This is a genomic window from Holospora obtusa F1, from assembly GCF_000469665.2.
Classification (GTDB): Bacteria; Pseudomonadota; Alphaproteobacteria; order Holosporales; family Holosporaceae; genus Holospora; species Holospora obtusa.
This window is the reverse complement of the sequence record NZ_AWTR02000079.1, coordinates 1-17,625: the sequence shown is the minus strand read 5'-3', so window position 1 is coordinate 17,625 and position 17,625 is coordinate 1. Positions and strand designations below refer to the sequence as shown.

The 17,625-nt window shown below is 33.5% G+C and carries 15 protein-coding genes and 1 pseudogene; 8 read left to right on the top strand and 8 right to left on the bottom strand.

The features are described from left to right. Window positions 1–212 precede the first annotated feature (212 nt). Window positions 213–476, top strand: coding sequence for a hypothetical protein (locus P618_RS04840; protein ID WP_156919021.1), 264 nt, complete (start codon window positions 213–215; stop codon window positions 474–476). Between the two features lie 104 nt (window positions 477–580). Here P618_RS04840 and P618_RS04835 read toward each other — a convergent pair whose 3' ends face one another. The 6 genes and pseudogenes from P618_RS04835 to P618_RS04805 all read right to left on the bottom strand — a co-directional run bounded on the left by P618_RS04835 (window position 581) and on the right by P618_RS04805 (window position 7,187). Continuing rightward, window positions 581–1,396: a hypothetical protein gene (locus tag P618_RS04835; protein ID WP_021827220.1), complete on the bottom strand. Its 816-nt coding sequence runs from the start codon at window positions 1,394–1,396 to the stop codon at window positions 581–583. 231 nt (window positions 1,397–1,627) lie between these two features. Further along, window positions 1,628–2,388: pseudogene (locus P618_RS07430) on the bottom strand (IS5 family transposase). A 465-nt stretch (window positions 2,389–2,853) separates the two neighbouring features. Continuing rightward, entirely contained in the window at window positions 2,854–3,825 is a 972-nt protein-coding gene (locus P618_RS04820; RefSeq protein WP_024161226.1) for an AsmA-like C-terminal domain-containing protein, read from the bottom strand. Further along, window positions 3,822–5,726: a YhdP family protein gene (locus P618_RS04815; protein WP_024161225.1), complete on the bottom strand. Its 1,905-nt coding sequence runs from the start codon at window positions 5,724–5,726 to the stop codon at window positions 3,822–3,824. Before P618_RS04815 ends, P618_RS04820 begins: the two co-directional genes overlap by 4 nt. After that, window positions 5,713–6,135, bottom strand: a complete 423-nt coding sequence (locus tag P618_RS06145) for a YraN family protein (RefSeq protein ID WP_021827214.1) — start codon at window positions 6,133–6,135, stop codon at window positions 5,713–5,715. Before P618_RS06145 ends, P618_RS04815 begins: the two co-directional genes overlap by 14 nt. Beyond that, window positions 6,087–7,187 (bottom strand): hypothetical protein, encoded by a 1,101-nt coding sequence (locus P618_RS04805; RefSeq protein ID WP_021827213.1) that lies wholly within the window; start codon window positions 7,185–7,187, stop codon window positions 6,087–6,089. Before P618_RS04805 ends, P618_RS06145 begins: the two co-directional genes overlap by 49 nt. A gap of 392 nt (window positions 7,188–7,579) precedes the next feature. Here P618_RS04805 and P618_RS04800 point away from each other — a divergent pair, with 392 nt between their 5' ends. The 6 genes from P618_RS04800 (at window position 7,580) to P618_RS04775 (ending at window position 13,834) form a co-directional block, all read left to right on the top strand. After that, window positions 7,580–8,743: a phage portal protein gene (locus P618_RS04800; protein WP_021827211.1), complete on the top strand. Its 1,164-nt coding sequence runs from the start codon at window positions 7,580–7,582 to the stop codon at window positions 8,741–8,743. A gap of 41 nt (window positions 8,744–8,784) precedes the next feature. Beyond that, a complete protein-coding gene (locus tag P618_RS04795; protein WP_021827210.1) occupies window positions 8,785–9,318 on the top strand; it encodes an HK97 family phage prohead protease in 534 nt (177 codons plus the stop codon). Window positions 9,319–9,373: 55 nt separating this feature from the next. After that, window positions 9,374–10,576, top strand: a complete 1,203-nt coding sequence (locus tag P618_RS04790) for a phage major capsid protein (RefSeq protein WP_021827209.1) — start codon at window positions 9,374–9,376, stop codon at window positions 10,574–10,576. A gap of 192 nt (window positions 10,577–10,768) precedes the next feature. Next, window positions 10,769–11,287, top strand: a complete 519-nt coding sequence (locus tag P618_RS04785; protein ID WP_021827208.1) for a hypothetical protein — start codon at window positions 10,769–10,771, stop codon at window positions 11,285–11,287. Further along, window positions 11,268–11,720: a hypothetical protein gene (locus P618_RS04780; RefSeq protein WP_021827207.1), complete on the top strand. Its 453-nt coding sequence runs from the start codon at window positions 11,268–11,270 to the stop codon at window positions 11,718–11,720. Before P618_RS04785 ends, P618_RS04780 begins: the two co-directional genes overlap by 20 nt. Window positions 11,721–12,094: 374 nt before the next feature. Then, complete coding sequence (locus P618_RS04775) at window positions 12,095–13,834, top strand: hypothetical protein (protein WP_024161224.1); 1,740 nt, start codon at window positions 12,095–12,097, stop codon at window positions 13,832–13,834. 64 nt (window positions 13,835–13,898) lie between these two features. On the opposite strand, the gene P618_RS04770 is transcribed toward P618_RS04775, so the two are convergent. Both P618_RS04770 and fabD read right to left on the bottom strand, forming a co-directional pair. Further along, complete coding sequence (locus tag P618_RS04770) at window positions 13,899–14,870, bottom strand: polyprenyl synthetase family protein (protein WP_021827205.1); 972 nt, start codon at window positions 14,868–14,870, stop codon at window positions 13,899–13,901. Between the two features lie 3 nt (window positions 14,871–14,873). Then, window positions 14,874–15,878 (bottom strand): ACP S-malonyltransferase, encoded by a 1,005-nt coding sequence (fabD, locus tag P618_RS04765; RefSeq protein ID WP_075260918.1) that lies wholly within the window; start codon window positions 15,876–15,878, stop codon window positions 14,874–14,876. Between the two features lie 395 nt (window positions 15,879–16,273). On the opposite strand from fabD, the gene P618_RS04760 reads away from it, so the two are divergent. After that, window positions 16,274–17,620 (top strand): hypothetical protein, encoded by a 1,347-nt coding sequence (locus P618_RS04760; RefSeq protein ID WP_156919018.1) that lies wholly within the window; start codon window positions 16,274–16,276, stop codon window positions 17,618–17,620. Window positions 17,621–17,625: the final 5 nt, after the last annotated feature.

Below are 17,625 nucleotides of genomic sequence, written 5' to 3'. Positions count from 1 at the left end.
GTTAAAAAGGCAGACTTCAAAGTACGGTTAATGGAAGAATTGTTAATAAAATAATTAATTTAATACCTTTCTAATCACTATATTGTTATTAAGTGTTGTTTTTAAAATAAAATAGCTCAAAAGTACTTTAGCTTTTGAGCTTAAGTTTTGTTGTCTTGGTAATTTCTTAATTAGATTTGAAGCAGAAAATGTGGACACAAAAAAACAATTTTTTGTCATTTATTGCAACCATTTTAAAAAAGAAAGAAAAGCAGATAGCTGCGGATGTTTCAGGAGAAAAAAATCAACAAACATCTTCTAATTTGAATTCATTTTCATCTGAAATTGCAAAAAAATTTTTAGCTTCTTGGAATTTAGAAAAATTTGGAGAAAAAGAATCCCATTTCTTTTGTAGACTTATTGTAACATTTAAATTTTTAGAAAAGAATATTAGCATAAATAAATTCAAAAAATTATGGCCAGAAAATGATATCTAATATCTTTTCTGGCCTTACAAAAATAAATCTCTTCATTTTCAAAAAATAATAAATAAAATTATTATTTATATTTTTTAATTAAATGTTGGGAAATATTTTTTTTATTATTCATGTTCTATTTTATTCATATCTATTTGATTCATTTTATTTATTAAATCTTGATCATTATTTTGATCATTATTTTGATCATTATTTTGATTTATATTCACTTGCTCCATACTTGTTAATAAATTTTGCGGTATTGAATTAATTTGATCATTTTGTTGTAATAAATAGCGCAAAGCCTCTTCAAAATTCTTCATACGCTTAGAAAGCATTGAAGATATTTCTGCACCATTAGAATATTCTTCAATACCGTTTACCATGTCATACATATCTCTGTATACTAAAGGAAGATATTCATTTATTATATATTCTTTTTCCTCTTGATTTAATTTTAAAAAATTATCAAATGTGTTGTTTAATACAGGAGAGCTATTTTTATAAATCGCAATCTTCTTAGATAAAGGTAAATTATCATCAACATTAATTAATGTTTTTTGAATTATTCTATCAGAACTATTTATTTTCAAATTTTGACCAATTATACCAAAAGTTTTAGGAAGCAAAATTTCATCTAAAGGAAAATACATTCCTCTGATATCAATACCTCTAACATTAGAAACAAAAGAATCAGGATCATTTGCAAAAGACGTTTTTCGATTTGGTTTATCAGGATGCACATAAATCGGCTTAACTGTTTTAGAAACTTTATTTTTATGTATTTTTTTTGATTGCTTTAATTTTTTTTGTCTATCATCCTCTTTGTCAGAATCTTCACTCGCTTGATTACGGTATGGCCCTTGTTGAAAATCCATACTAAAAATTTGCTGACTTAAAAGACATGAAAGAATTATCCAATGATTATATTTTTTTATCATATTTTTTTATCCTTTATTTTTATATAATTTATTTTTATATACTTATTATAAAACTTTTTTTGTAAAAAATCAATGAAAAAATTTATTTATTTTTTTACAAAACAATGTGTATCGCTATCATCAAGTATAGCAATAAAAAAAACACCACAAAAGTGGTGTCCTTTAAGAGAGAGCTACAATAAAATTATTCCTGTAATTCCTTTTGTTTTTTTATATTTTTAGATAGTGTAGTCACGAGATATTAGCCCATAAAGCGATACATCGAATTTGTACTGCTGCCAAGAATGATCTGACATTTTTCGCATAACGGCTTGCAATACCGCGCCAGCGCTTGAGATGGAGAAATGCATTTTCAACAAGATGCCGCAACTTGTATAAATTTTTATCATAGCCTTTGTGAACTTTTCGGTTTTTTCTTGGAGGTATGACTACGGTCATGCCTTGGCTTTGGGCCTGAGCAACAATCGCATCGCTATCATAACTTTTGTCTGCGAGAAATACTCGGCTGCGAAGCCGCTTATCAATTGCCAAGCTTGCGTGCAATCAGCCGTGGTACCGTCTGTAATAATGATTCTGACTCGGCATACCATGCGCATCCACGGCCAGATGTACCTTTGTATTAAGCCCCCTTTTGAGCGGCTCATCTCTTGATTTCCACCTTTCGCACCGGCTGCATGAGGATGCACTTTGATGTGACTTGCATCAATCACCAGCCATTTATAATCCTATAATCCGGAACATCAACTCATTCTTCGAGCAATTTCTCCCAGATACCTTTGTCTCTTCATCTGATAAAACGACGGTGCGTATTGCTCCAGCTTCCATAATCTGGCCATGGCGCTCCTGTCCTTAAGATCCAAAAAATGGCATTAATACATTGGCAATTATCTTTAGCTCTCCCGCCCCAACCCCCTTCTCGTCCTGGTAAATGAGGCTCTAACACAACTCCATACGCGGTCTGAAATATCGTGGTGACGATGAGCTTCTGACATATAATACCTATGCATTCATGAAATAACTGCATCACTTATATCATATTTCTTATCTCGTGACTACACTATCTAACAAAGTTTACCAGAGTCGCTGATATTATTTGGACCCATCGTTTCATACTAGCTCAGAATTTTTCAACGAAAGATAAGCCTGAAGAATATGTATACCAAAACCACCACGGTTGATCAACACTTTACTGTTCTGTGATCAGCGAAAATTGTCCACAATCATCCAGAGCTGCGTAATATACTTTTTAAGGCTAGTCAGATTTTGATAGCATCACTACCTTATTCATCGATTTCTTGTATTTCATACGATTTGTAAAATTTTTTGATACTTTTTTCGTATCTATCATTTTCTAAATCATTGATTTTTCTGATAAATTCACGCTGTATAAACGCGTGTCCATAGTATATGTTAGTCAACGATTTCAAAATAGAATTTATTTTATCTCTATAGTTAATTTATTCTCGATCAAATAGCATTTTTAACCCTCCAAGTTCAAAAATACTGAAAGGATTCACAAAAAATTTTGGATTAGTCAACGAGCCTGAGATAAAAAATTGACCAGAAATAATCCCTTTTTCTTGCCCCAACAAGTCCCCTATAATCGGAATATGTGAAAAAAATGTATTAAAAAAATAAGCTGGGACGACTCCCCCTTTCAAAAAAAGAGCTTGAGTGCGAAAATTAATTTCTCCTTTTAAAAACGCTCCCAAATTAAATCCTTTGGCACTTCCCTTCTTTAATGTAAGCACCCCCTTTTTATAAAAACATTGAACAAAAATTTCAGAAAAATCTAAAGAACTGTGAAGCAATTCCGTTAATGCGCTTGGTGAAAGTAAGCTTAATATTTTTGCCATCCATAACCCCTGTGTTACGACGTCTCGACATACAATAATTCCTTGATATGCTCCATCCGCGGCTTGTGTTCCTGAGTATTCTCCAGCCCCCCCAGTATTTGCAATAATATTTACCCCTAGCAGTTGAAATATTCCAGAAAGTCCTTTAAAAACAAGACGAATATCGGTATGATTTTTTTTAGGAACTGTAAAAAAATGAACACTACTTACAGCTTTCTTACTGCGAATCAAACACCGAATTTCGCTTTTTAACCAGTGATACTCGTCTAATCCCATAGCATAAAAAGGTATAGAAGGTTGTCTCCAATTTACGCTTCCTCTTATTCCTTCTAATTGTAGTATTTTTTCTAATTTTAAAGTTTTTATATTAAGATCTAACTCTATTTTTTGTAATTTCTTTTTATCGTGTTTCAAAAAAAAATGTTTTTTTTTGAAAGAATTTGTTTCTACAGAAGAAAAATCTAAATATTTACAACACAATTTCACTTTTTTCAAATTAGGCTGAAGTTCAATATCTCCATTGAGTACGCCTGGTATGTCTATTTTCGCGCTCCCGGAGATATCCTGATTCAAAAAAAACTTTCCTTTTGATAGAACTCCTCCTTGAACATTAAACGTAAGTTCTTTTTTTTTTCCAAAAATTCGCATACGACCGTTAAGGGAGTTTTGGGACGCTTTACCCATTTCAACCAAGGAACAATCAGCTGAATGTGTTCTCCTTGAAGACTCGCAACCAGTTTTCCTTTTCCAGAAAAATACTCTATATGAATCGGAAGTAATTCTTTTTGAAAACAAGGATGTATCCATTTAGGAACCCACAAACAAGGATCAACAGACACATCCATCGTCAACTTATGATTCAAGGGATCTTTAAAAACTCCTTTCCATGTCCACATCGCAGGGTGGCGATTCATTTTTCCATTCCCACTCACACATAAATCATGCTGAGTTCCTTTAATATGAATCAATCCTTTTTGAAAAGGTAAAGACACTTCAAGTGCCGTTACATTAAAATACGTATCTTCTAGCCCACTTTCGTAGTCCAAAATAATATCTTGAAATTTTAAATTCAGTAATAAAGGGAATTTCATTCTTAAATGCGTATACGCTTTTCCTTTGGCTTGATTAATAGGGAGTGATTTGGTCACATTCAATCTTTTGCAATCCAAAATGTTTAACACATCTGCTACCCCGCCTTTTAATCTCAGAGCTAAAGTTAGTTTAGAATCCTTAGAAAGATCATAAATTCGAATTTGACCAGATTCTATAGATTGTTGTGAAAAAAATGCTTTTTCTATATAAAAATTAAATTCATTTAAGTTAAATTCCCCTCTAGAAGATAAACTCTTTATAGACGGCATCCCTGAAACGATTTCTAAGTGAGCGTTTTTTAAAAAAAGGCTTCCATAAAGATTCGTAACCATATCATATACCCCGGAAACACGCCCTTTTAGATTTTCGATAACTCCCCCCTTAAAATGTTGATCTATCCAATTTTTTGTATTTCTTACCCAGTTCTTATTCCACCAAAATTCCAGTGCCTGCGTTTTTATTGATCCTGAAGTTCTCCACTTTAACGTCCAATTATTATAATACTCCCCCTTAAGAAAAACGTTAAGTTGTTCCACACCAACGCTTCCCTTAAATCTTGCTTTCTGAGCGCTCAATTTTGCACTTATTATCCCATTATTTAAATAATATTTTTTTCCATTTATTAGAAGTTCTTTTTTATCCCAAGTTATTTTTACATCATTCCCATGGGAATTAAAGCTCATCTCCACACATAAAGGATGCTCTACCATGTTCTCAGAGTACTCTAACGCTTTTAGTAAAAAACCAACACCATTGGAAAATTTTGCGTACATGTATCGCTTTTCAGGAATATAAAACCAATGAATATCCCCCATTGCTCCCTTTATCTGCCCAAAAATTTTTTTATGCTTTTCTTCGGGAGTCCAGGAAAAAGAATTAATTCTTGATTGTAAGACTCCATTTTTTAGAATAGAAACTCCATTCTTAACCTCACAAATATCTATCTCCGAAATTTTTTGAAAAAGAGACGTAGCGGTACAAAACGTTGACAAAACATCTAAAGAGGTTGTTTTTTTCTGTACATAGTCAATATGAACATTTTCTGCTCGAATTCCTCTTAATGGGCGAGAAGATAGGAGCTTGAATTCAAAGCAAGCGCTTTCAACAAAAAGTTTTAACTTAGGTTGCCTCCATTTTAAATCGCGAACTTGAACGCAAAGAGATCCTTTCCATCTCCATACTATGGTAGCGTTTTTTACATAGATAGGGTACCCAAATCTCTGAAGTTCAGAAAATAACCAGTTTAAAGATCTAGGTGTTAAAACGTAATAGCGCCCTACAGCTAAAAAAAACACCCCCATTCCCACTAAAATAAAAATAGAGCGCCAAACGACCTCAATTCCGTACAACATTGAATGCACGAACAACTTACGGCGTATCATAACCTTCCAAATAGGTATTAAAATAGAGCTCCATACACACATCACTGACCATGGCCGCACACATCAAACAAGTGTCATAACCTGAATCTATTTGATTAATAACCCACTGCGATGCATAAAAATTTCTCTTTTTTTGTCGAAAATGTAAGGCCCAACAGGCATCTGTCAAAATTTTTCTGTATTTAACTTCTATAAAAAGTAAAATATTTGACTTAGAACATACCAAATCCAGTTCTCCAAAAGGAGTACGCAATCGTCTATATTTGCACGTGTACCCTTGGGATAAAAAATAGTCCAAAACCAATTCTTCTGCTTTAACTCCTTTTTGATAGGAAGTAGTTCCAAAAGCACTCTTAAGATTTAAAAAAGATTGTTTTTTCCCAAATAATACCCGTTGAACACATTCCAAATCAATACTCCTGCAAAAATTACATAAACTTCTATTAACGTATGTTTTTTGTATTTTCGATTATGCAGCTTTAAGTATATCGACTGGCTATACATAAGGCAACACAAAACATATAAAATAAGCTCTCCACAATAAACATAAAAATATTTAGAAGTATGCATAATGCACATGATTCCCCACAGTGCCGCACCACAACAACTTCCTAAAAGAATTCCATTGCATATTTTTGCAAAATTTTTTGTCATACATATTTCTTGATCCTGATAGAGCATGTAGTGCGCCCATTGCATACATCCAAGATACGTCATAGAAAAAACAATTAAATCATCTTTGATCCATTGAATACTTTGCATATAAACCAAAAATCTAGAATAGACGTACTGCTTTTTAACAAAAATCATTCCCATTAAAAACAAAAATACACTTTCTTGAACATATATTCCTTTTAATGACGTTTGGATTTTTGGTAAAATAATATACAACACTCCAGAAATCCATTGAATCCAATGAAGATGCTGCGATGAAGAGCCGACAGAAAAGCCTTTAGATTTTTGTAAAAAAGAAAAAAAACTATACATGATTCCACAAAAAAAGCTTAATGTTTCTTTAAACATTCCAGAACATAGCATCAATACTCCCCACACACGTAGTTTTTTAGGATCCATCCCATACGCTAAACTTAAGAAAATTGCACACATTAACGTCCATTTTAAATAAAAAGATGTGGTAATCAGTATTCCCGTTATTAAACTATATTGAAAAAACATCCTAACTAAAGGAAGAAGCTTTCTTTCTTGATTCATCCTATTTCTGTACATAATAAGGTACATCAAAAAAAATATATAAAGAAAAATTAAAGTTCCACTAAATGCATATAAAGGAGAGGCAAACATCCAGTATCCGCACCATATACAAGAAAATCCGCAAGTCCAAAACGCTATTTTGTAATGCTGGAGCAGAGTAATAGGACGAGAAGTCCATAAAATTATTGTCGTTGATAAAGGAAGTAATATCGTGCTTACGTAAATATCATAAATTCTCACAACAGCCATTCAGTCTAAAGCCCTTTGTGTTATACCATGAGCTTCATTAAGGTTGCTTTGAATAATAAGTCTGTGGATAAAAGTGTGCATAGTCTTTTTTTTTAATTTTTTCATCGAACAAAAACATATCCCCAGTTTTTACTTTTGTTTTCCACAGATCATTGGCAATCAAAATTTAAGGCATGACAACCCCTGCTATAGTTTTCCACAGAAAAATCTCATGATTACTACTACATCTACCCTTTATAAGAGATATTTATAATAGGATCAAATCCTTCATTTCCAAGCATAAAATATTATTAAAGTATAAAGAAGTTGCAAATTAAGAACCTTATATGTTATCCAATAAACATACGCTTCATTGTCTTTAACACAGTAAGACAAAACCAAGAAGGAGTGTTATGAAAATTTTTAAAAAGAAACCTGCAGAAAGAAAGACGATTTCTGCAGCATTTTTGAATACAGGGTATTCTTGCTCTACACTAGAGCAAACTTTTGAAGAAGCAGCAACAATAGGATATCAAAATAATCCCATTGTCTATCGGTGCATTACGTTGATTTCGCGAAGTATTGCTTCGGTAAAGTTGCATTTAAATAGTAAGTCATCCGAAAAAAAAATTTTGCATCATCCGATTTTATCTCTTTTAAATAATCCAAATCCTTTTCAAAGTTATGAAACATTTACAGAAATGGTCGTTTCTCATTTACTGCTGTCAGGAAATGCTTTTATCGAATACGTAGGAAATCCTCAAGGATATGGGGAGTTATACGTGTTACGTCCTGATCGAGTGCGTATTATGTATAACGAACAAGGTTTTCCAGAACATTACGAGTATCGTATTGGAAATACAACACATACTGTTCCCATTGATCGATTAACTGGGCGTTCTAGCATGGTTCATATAAGCTTATTTCATCCGTTTGAAAGCCACTGGGGACAAAGTCCATTAACAGCTGCGATGTCACTAGTTCAATTTCGCAATCAAGCTTTAGAGCACAATTTATCTATTTTAAGACGCGGAGGAACTCCCAGCGGAATATTAACGGTAGATTCTCAATACGAAATGACAGACGATCAAAAAGCTCAACTGCGTACAGATTTAGAAAATTTGTATGCAGGACGAGATAATGCAGGAAGAATTATGGTGCTAAGCAATGGTCTTCGATGGGAAAAGACAGGGTTTTCTCCCCAAGAAATGGCATTTTTGGAAGGTCAAGGGGAGGCTGCGAGAGGTATCGCTCAATTGTTCGGAATTCCTCCTACGTGCATTGGTATTCCCGGAGATGAACGCTTTGCAAATTATAAAGAAGCTAGAGTTCATATGTGGGAAGAGACTTTAATTCCTATGACTAACCTTGTGATTTCTAATTACCAAAAATTATTGGGAATTATCGATCAAAATGTAGAGTTAACATACTCAAAAGATGAAATAGATGCTCTTTCCGTCAAACGAGAAGCGTTGTGGGAACGTACAAACAATGCTGAATTTTTAACCATTAATGAAAAAAGACAGATCATGGGGTTTGCTCCGTTACCAGATGGAGATGTTCTTGCAGCAGCTTAATGTATTATATTTCGTTAGCAAAAATAACGGTGGGTAAATAGATGGGTCAATTATGGAGAGTAACAACACCTTTTTGCACAAAACTGTATCAAGGGATATTTTCTGGATATGCAAGTACGTACATAAAAGACAATGCAGGCGACAAAATAATGCCTGGAGCTTTTCAAAAGACACTTTGGAATTGGAAAACCAAGAAACACAGGTTTCCGCATATTTATTGGGAACATGATATAGAAGAACCTATCGGAATTTGCTTAAAGTTAAAAGAAGATGAAAAAGGTTTGTTTCTTGAAGGAAAGTTTCTTCAAGATTTTCCAAAAGCAAAAGAAGCAATGAAGAGTATCCAGCAAGGAAAGAGAGGGCTATCTATTGGATTTTTTGTTCAAAAATGTCTTTTTGATCAAGGAACAAGATGTATTACTGAATTGTTATTAAAAGAAATATCTTTAGTTCAATTTCCTTGTAATGAAAATGCTCGGATAGAGGAAATAAAAAGTTCTTCTATCAGCTATATCAAAGCAGTTGAAAATATTCAATGTTATTTGCATCATTTACGTTTTTACACTAATTTTTAGTTTTTAATTAAATTATCTAATTTATTTAACTATAACTTCTGTTGGGGGAGATACTATGTCTATTCAAAATACATTACAATGCGCGCTTACTGAATTGGGTCAAGCTTTTGAAACATTTAAAGAAGTCAATGACGAGAGATTAAAAGCTTTAGAGCAAAAAATTCCCTTTGATGGATTGCAAGAAGATAAGCTTCAAAGACTGCATCAAGTTATGGATCAAGCTCACCATACGTTACTTCAGATGCAAAATACGGTAAATTCTCGACCAATTTTAGATATTCCTTTAAAAGATAATAACGCTTTGCAACACAAAAACGCCTTTTTATCTTACGTATGCAGTGGTCATACGGACGGACTCAGACAAATGGAAAGAAAGGCTCTCAATCATGTAATTGATTCAGAAGGTGGTTTCTTGATGCCACAATCTATGGTAAAAACTTTGTACTCTAATTTAGTGGAAGATTCCTTTCTTCGAAAGCTTCCTATGATGGTTGAATTAAAAAAAGGAAGAGCGCTTGATGTTCTTCTTGACGAAAAGCAAGGAACTCCTATTGTGTGGGGAGAGGAAGGTAAATTAAATCCACCCTCCCAAGATGACACTTCTGTGTCCTTAAAAAGAACGCATATTCCTTTGTGTACGATGTCTCAACGATCTAGGGTTACACAATCCTTGTTAGACGAGGGAGTGGTCCATGTGGAGTCTTGGATGTTAGAAGAGGCTCGGTTAAAAATGATGGATGCAGAAAATCAAGCGTTTTTGTACGGAGATCCAAGTAAGTATCAGCCAGAAGGAGTTGTGTTTAACGTACAATCAGGAAAAATTTCTAAAAATAGTATTGATGGAAAATTACCTTTGACACCAGAGCAAGCAGACAAGATTTTACTAACGTTAATTAGTAGCATTCCTACGTATTTTTTAAGAGATGCTGTTTGGATGGGATCTAAAGAAATCATGCATTGGGCAAGAAGCATTAAGACATCCCAAGGGTATTTATTCTGGGTTCCAACTAAGGTTTCTGAAAAACCTGTATTAATGGGGTATGAATTTTTTGTTACGGATCTTATGGGACAAGAAGAGCAACAAAAAATTCCTTTAATATTTGGAAGCTTCAAACGAGGGTATCAGACAATTTATAGGGACGGAATTCGTTTAATTCGAGATCCTTTCACTTATAAGCCTCATGTTGAATTATACATGATGGCATATATTGGTGGGGCAGTGATTCATCCTCAAGCATTTTCTGCTTTGCAGATGTAGTCGTACTCAATTGGTGAGTACTCAACGATTTTTTTATAAAAGATAAAAATATCCAAATAATATATGTATTAGGATTAAATTATCAATGGACCTTCTTTAAAAGTTTAAAACTGCACATTTTTATTGGCGTAGAAGGTCTTATGTTTTAGAAAATATATTTTTTAATTTAAATTAATTAGGAGACATACGGTTATGATTATCGTAATTCGTCCCAATGAAGGGACCCCTATTGACTTGACCATATTAAAGAGCGTTCTTCCTGTAGGAAGTTATCCGTCTCAAACGATTTTAGAAACTTGGATAAAAGTTGCTGTTCAATGGGTAGAAATGAGGTTAAATCAAGCATTTTTAACACAAGATATACAGATTATAAGCAGAAACAATCGGATACCGCTTAGCAGAACTCCTTTTGTTCAAATTTTAAAAGTGGAAAAAAAAGGAAAATTATTATCCCAGTCTCAATATACATTGAAAAAAAATTCTTCTGGATTAGAAGAACTTATCGTCCCTTTTCAATGGAACAGTCCTTCTATTTCTGTCGAATACAGAGCTGGATATGGAGAGACGTTTGAATCAGTTCCTATTGTATTTAGACAAATTATAATGAATACAGTGAAACATTTGTGTGAAAACGCAGGAAATTTAACAGAGTTAAACAAAACTTTAGAACCTTGGCTTGCTGAAAGTCAGCGTGCATACAGATTATGGTGAAGTGATGAAATTGAATTATCATAGTTCTTGGAGATTTCAGAAAAAATTTCTTGAATACATACAAAAGGAGCTAGCTTCGTTTCAAGTTCCTGTCTTATTGTGTCATACATCTAATGCGCTTCCTTATATTTGTTTATCTTTAAAAACGCTACAAGAATTTTTCAAAGGAAAAGCCTGGTTTTTTATGGAAATCACCTTGCTTCAATCGCATTATTCTGCTGAGCTTGATCTATCTATTACTGAAAAAATGTACGAATTTAACGCTTATCCTGTCGTAATATCTGATTTCGATGAGACTAATGTAAAAAAAATTCATACTTATTTTGAACAACCCGTTCGGTCTTTTAAAGAAAATAAACAGAATTACTCTACACTTTGGACGGTTTCTTTAATGAGTCGTTGGATGATACCTGAGTACTGTCAGTCTTTTTGATCTTTTTTTATCCTTATAAAAAAGCAGGGATACGTTTGTAGTGAATTGTTTGGATAAAATCAATACGTTATTTTGTTTTCATCGTGTATTAAAAAAAACAACTCCTTTGCGTCAATACTCATTCTAAAGATTATTGAGAAAAAGGTAAAAAGTTCACGAACTAAAGAAAATTGCAATGTTTTTTCAATAATATACGAAAATTTAAAAAAGCAAATTGTTTTTTAAGAAATCGATGAAAAAAAATAGTTCTATGTTTTTATAAAATAGACAAACAGGTAGAGGAATGAGAACTTAAAAATTGAGATAATCAAAATTAAAATATTTTTGAATTATACATTAATATGTATAAAATTTTTAAAAAACAGGAGGGTAAGATGCTTTGTTTTTCTTGGATTTCTCAAGCAAAAGAATTTTCGTCTTCGTTTGTTCATAACAAAATAGACAGTTCTATTATTTCTTTATCCCTTACTCAGAAAGAAGAAGAGCCCGCAGCGTTAATATTGCATGTTCCACTAAATACTGTGACAGAACCTTATGGAATTTTAAGTTGGAACCCTAAAAATGTTCAAGAAAACGTCTGTTTATTTAAGGGATATGTGGAGCACATTCAGCAAGAAAAAGGGATAGCTATTGTGTATCTTAAAGCTTTTCAGGATGAATCATCATGGTTACGTATTGCAAAAGAGTTTAGATCAAAAGAAACTTTTTGTCCTTATTTTTTTGATGATGAAGATATGCGCCCAGAAAGCGTATTAGCTGATCAACTTTTTGTTCCGTACTGGTGTCCAGTTTCTGGAAAATGCAAACTTTCTCACGTTACGAGCTCTTTAGAGGTATTTCACCCCAAGGAAAACGTGCATATCATAAATTATTGCCAAAATCCAGGGATAAACAAACTAAAGATCGTGTTACGTGCCCAATGGATACAGCAAGTTCAGGGAATCGTAAATGTGTTTCCTTGGATCGAGAGCGCGTTTCCTAACAAAGAAGTGGCAACGTATACACCAGAAAGTTTAAAAAAAATATGGCCTAAATCAGGAACGTTATTAGGAAATTCTGGATATCGTGTATTGCATAGCGAGTTAATTGTTAATCAAAGAAAACATGAATTCTTAACACTTTCGAACCCAGATCGAATAGTACAAAGATATGTTTTTGACGGAAGTTTATGGATATTCTGGAATTTAAAGCAAAAACGAAAAGAAGTTATTCAAACGGTATGGCCTTCTGAAGTCCCCGGAAAATCAATAGAGTTACACTGGAATTTAGGTGCTATTACAAGCGCCCAAGCTATTGATGGCTGGAGCCCAGTTCGAGCTTACAAAACAGGAGACTATGTCAGATTTGGGCAACAAATTTTTGAGTCTATAGATGATCACTACTCTTCTATATTTCAAGAAAATGTTCATTGGAAGCTGCATGAGGAACGTACTAAAGAACTATTTTTTACGATACAAAGTTCATTTTTTTTAACGGAATTTGGAAAACGAGCATTTGATTTTGCATTGCAACGCGCGTATAAAATATGGCTAATGGCAGCGCGATGTTGTCATCTAGAGATTAAAGGATCTATTGAAGCTTTGTTAGGAATTACTTTGGAGCATCAATTGATACTGGAGTATCCAAAAAATAATACATTTAGTGGAAAAGTTACGCAGTATACGTTATCTTCTTGCCAAGGAATTTCCTCTATTTCAGTTCTTGTGTCTGGGCTTCATCCAAATTCATGGAAATCTTGTGATATTAAAAGCGTTTCCTATCAAGATGCTTCTTGCTATGCCATGAATTACTCTGATGGATGGTACGATGATCCTGAAAAAAAAGAAGGAAAAAAGGGAGCGCAGTATGCTGCTTATTATCATTCAAAGCCAAAAGATCTTTATGCGTATGGGCAATTTTTTTTAGGAGATCAATTGCTGGATAAAATTGATGTTCGCTGTGTTGACACGGATCAATTTCAAGCCTTAGAATCAACTACGAGTCACGTTTTTAGATCTCGTTTTTTACGCCCTACCTCTATACGTCTTCATTTTCGAAAATTAAAAGGGTGCGCCGCGCTTCAGCATCATATTTGCGTTAAAATGTTTCAAGGGTTAACGGCTTTTAGTCCATGACTGTTTAAAAATTTTTTATAATAATACATAAGATACTAAAAATTTTAGATTTTTTTTCCATATATCAGTATCCACTAAAAGAGGGAAAAAAATTCATAAGTAATTGGACATTCTCTAAAGGCCAATATTTTTTAAGACTTTGATACGCTTTTAGCTTATAGCTATTAATTTTATCTTCTCCGTACCGAAAAATATTGTACTTTACCATCAGATCATAGATATCGTTTGCATGATCTGATGTCGGAGAATCCCAGTACGTCTTTATCTTTATCTGAATATCTTGAGGAACACATTCTCGCAACCATAATAAAGGAGCTGTTACTCTAGATTGAAAAAAGTCTTGAAATCTTTTTTTGTCTTTTTTTGTTCCTGTGTAATCCTGAATATCATCTTGTAACTGAAAACATAGTCCTGTGAGCATTGCGTAAAATTCTAAAATTTTTGAGTGTGTATCTTCAACCTGAAACAACTTACATACAGACTGCGCAATAGCCGAAAACAGTGAGGAAGTTTTTCTGGATGCAAGCTGTTCATAATCTTTGATTCCTTTAGACCAAGACATAGATTCTTCTTGGATTTGCCCCAACGTCATTTCTGTAATAGCGTTTTGAACAATAGCAAGAAGTGAGCAATCATCTATATTTGAAAGATACCGCAACGCGATACTTAAAAGATAATCTCCTAATAAGATAGATCTACGCTGTCCCCAAGACAGATAAAAGCACGAGCGAGACCTTCGTATAATTCCCGCATCTAATACATCATCATGAAGTAAAGAAGCAACATGCAAACATTCTATAGTTTTACATAACGCCATAACTCCAGAATTGGCAAGAGGATCTGAAGAAAATAAAAAAGCTAACATTAGTACAAACTTAGGTCGAATAGATTTTCCCAAAGGCCAAACGACATCTCCTAATAAAGGACTGAGTTCAGGGTAACTTAGGTACACTTCTTGAAACAATTCATAACTCATACGAGATAAAGCGTCTCTTATATACGCTTCTATGTTGTACTGTTCTAAAAAATTTTTCATACTTTAAAGATTTTGCATAGCTTTTATGGAAGGAGTTAAAAAAGATTGCATCCAATTTTCTAAAGAAGCAAGATCTCCTAAGCTAATAGAATAAACAGAGTCTACTGTTTTTTTTAGCAGTCCAGTAAGTACAGATCCTGGTCCTATTTCTAAATAACATCTAGAACCGAGCGCATACAATGTTTGAAGCGTTTCTCTCCAACGAACAGGGTGTGTCAAATGAGGGATAAGCTGAGCTTTTATATAGTTGGAATCGAGTTGGGGAGAGGCGGTAGTATTCGTTAAAACAGGAATTACAGGATCAGAGAATTTAACAGATTTTAGGTATGCTTCAAACTTTTTTCCAGCAGAAGACATAAAAGAGCTATGAAATGGACCGCTTACGTTCAAAGGAATGCAGCGTGCTCCTTGAGATTGTGCGTACGTTAAAATACGGTGAACACCTTCTCTTTTTCCACTAATTACCACTTGACCAGGGCAATTATCATTTGCTAATTCGACTTCTTCATGACCATAATCTTGAATCAAATGATGAACCTGGGCAACAGAAAGCTTTAAAATAGCTGCCATAGTGCCGTCTGTTATTTCAGACATGGCTTGACACCGTGCTTGAATATGAGCCAGCCCTTCTCGAAAAGAAAAACATCCGGCAGCATATAAAGCGCTATATTCTCCCAAAGAGTGTCCTGCTACCCATCCAACAGAAAAGTTAGACGAAAAACAATGTTGGTAAACGACATCGAACAGTCCACAACTCAACGTGAAGAGTGCCGGTTGTGCCCACCGAGTTTCCATCAAAAGCTCTAAAGGACCTTGCTCTATAATTTTTACTAAAGACTGACCTGTGCAAGAAAAAAACTCATCAGCTTCTTGGAATCGATCCCTAATTACAGGAAAATGTTGCGCTAAAGCTTTCCCCATTCCTACATATTGAGAGCCTTGTCCAGGAAACAACAACGCGATCACTGCATCACCTTTTGATACCTCCACACATAACGTATTATACATTTTTGTTTTTTCAAATATAGTCATATGAAAAATATTTTTAAGAGCCTGTCCTATAGTTAAACGTACAAGTTTTAAAAGCAAACAAAGATTTGTTTAGTAGACCTGCTGCGTAAGTAGTTTTTGATAAGAAAGAGGAATTTTGTTTAATTTTTTTCTACATCAATAATGAACGACTTCACCTCTTCTTTATATAGCTTGTAATAAAGAAAAAGCATTGACACTCTTTCATTAATCTCAAGCTTATTTTCCTGGATATTTGGGAATTTTTGCATATCTTAGCGACATAGGTACTTAACTTTAGACCGGCAATCCCATATCTTTTCATAAATTTTAGTATTGAATTAACGTTGTTTTAATGGTAGTATCACAAGCGTAAAAAAATGCTTCATACAAAAATGAAAATTTTATTTAAAGGTAAATCTAAATTATTTTTTATTGTTTTTATAATGCACTCTTTTTATGCTTATGCGGGTCGTTACCAACAAACAGAACAAACAGCGCAAACAGTACAAACAGTACAAAATTTTACCTCTAAAAGACTTGTACTAGATGCAAAGCCAGAAGAGCATCGTGAATTCGAACTTCTTAAACAAAGAATCACTATTAGAATTAAAGATATCATTAGTAATGCTATAACATTACTTCCATCTCAAGCTCATACTCTTAAACTTAAAGAAAGTGAAATTTACAAAAATATTCCGATCATATTAGAAAATATAAGAAAAAAGTTTGGGCTTTCCGGTTTAATTGCCTATGAACACAGTGTAGCTCAATTTTGGTGCTCTTTTGAAACAAATACACCAAACGGATATGGCGGTATTGAACCAAAAACGATTACTCATGTTATTCAAGCTTTTTCTAAGAACGCAGGTCTTGATGTAAGTTTAGAGTTAAGCATCGATACTGAAGCACATTCCACTTTTCTAGATAAAGAATTAGAGATTCTTTTTTCTTCATTCGAAGATGAGCATTCTAAAGGGGTCAAAAATATAATAAAAGAAGAAATTCAACAAGAAAAAAGTCTGTCAGAATATGACATATCTAAAATTTTAAGAGATAGCTTTTCATCTACTTTTCTTGCCAACCCCAAGAGTACAATCATCAAAGAAAATTTTCAAGATTTGACATGGATTGCGAAAACATGGACGTGGACGGAAAGCTTTTATAGATGTATATATAAAAATATTCAAAAAAGAAGAGAACATAAAATTAATCATTTTGTTGTTGTACAGGCATCAAGAGATCGTTCAGAGATCTCAGCTATAGAGGAAAGGTACAAAGAAGAAAGAGATTTTACTATTGATGCTTCTTCTGCCTACAAACAGTTTTTGTTGTCAACGATAACTGATAAATTACTTGATCTGCAGCGTATTTACGGAGATTCATCTTTAGTTGTTTTTAATTGTATAGAACAAGAGAGCCTCTGGCTACAAAAAATACCATCAGATATAAACTCAAGCTTCGATCTTGAAGACAAGTTTGAATTTTGGCTGGAGAGAACAAAAATGGTTATGACAGAAAGAATGAAGAATGACTTACACTCTCCGTACCAGTTTGGATGGGATCTTTCGTGTCTTTTTGCTCATAGAGTTTTGGAAAAATTTCAATATTCTGAAAATGAAGAATATTTAGGGAGCTTGATGTACAATATAAATCAATTAAAACAAGTCGGATTTTCTGAAGAACAATTGACCAGAATTTTAAAATCATCTTTTGAAAAACGGAATTCAAGAATCCTCTAGAGTTG

Coding starts and splice junctions, on each gene's coding strand:
- P618_RS04835 (WP_021827220.1), bottom strand. CDS start 1,396: ATGATAAAAAAATATAATCATTGGATAATTCTTTCATGTCTTTTAAGT.
- P618_RS04815 (WP_024161225.1), bottom strand. CDS start 5,726: ATGATACGCCGTAAGTTGTTCGTGCATTCAATGTTGTACGGAATTGAG.
- P618_RS04805 (WP_021827213.1), bottom strand. CDS start 7,187: ATGGCTGTTGTGAGAATTTATGATATTTACGTAAGCACGATATTACTT.
- P618_RS04800 (WP_021827211.1), top strand. CDS start 7,580: ATGAAAATTTTTAAAAAGAAACCTGCAGAAAGAAAGACGATTTCTGCA.
- P618_RS04795 (WP_021827210.1), top strand. CDS start 8,785: ATGGGTCAATTATGGAGAGTAACAACACCTTTTTGCACAAAACTGTAT.
- P618_RS04790 (WP_021827209.1), top strand. CDS start 9,374: ATGTCTATTCAAAATACATTACAATGCGCGCTTACTGAATTGGGTCAA.
- P618_RS04785 (WP_021827208.1), top strand. CDS start 10,769: ATGATTATCGTAATTCGTCCCAATGAAGGGACCCCTATTGACTTGACC.
- P618_RS04775 (WP_024161224.1), top strand. CDS start 12,095: ATGCTTTGTTTTTCTTGGATTTCTCAAGCAAAAGAATTTTCGTCTTCG.
- P618_RS04770 (WP_021827205.1), bottom strand. CDS start 14,870: ATGAAAAATTTTTTAGAACAGTACAACATAGAAGCGTATATAAGAGAC.
- fabD (WP_075260918.1), bottom strand. CDS start 15,878: ATGTATAATACGTTATGTGTGGAGGTATCAAAAGGTGATGCAGTGATC.
- P618_RS04760 (WP_156919018.1), top strand. CDS start 16,274: ATGAAAATTTTATTTAAAGGTAAATCTAAATTATTTTTTATTGTTTTT.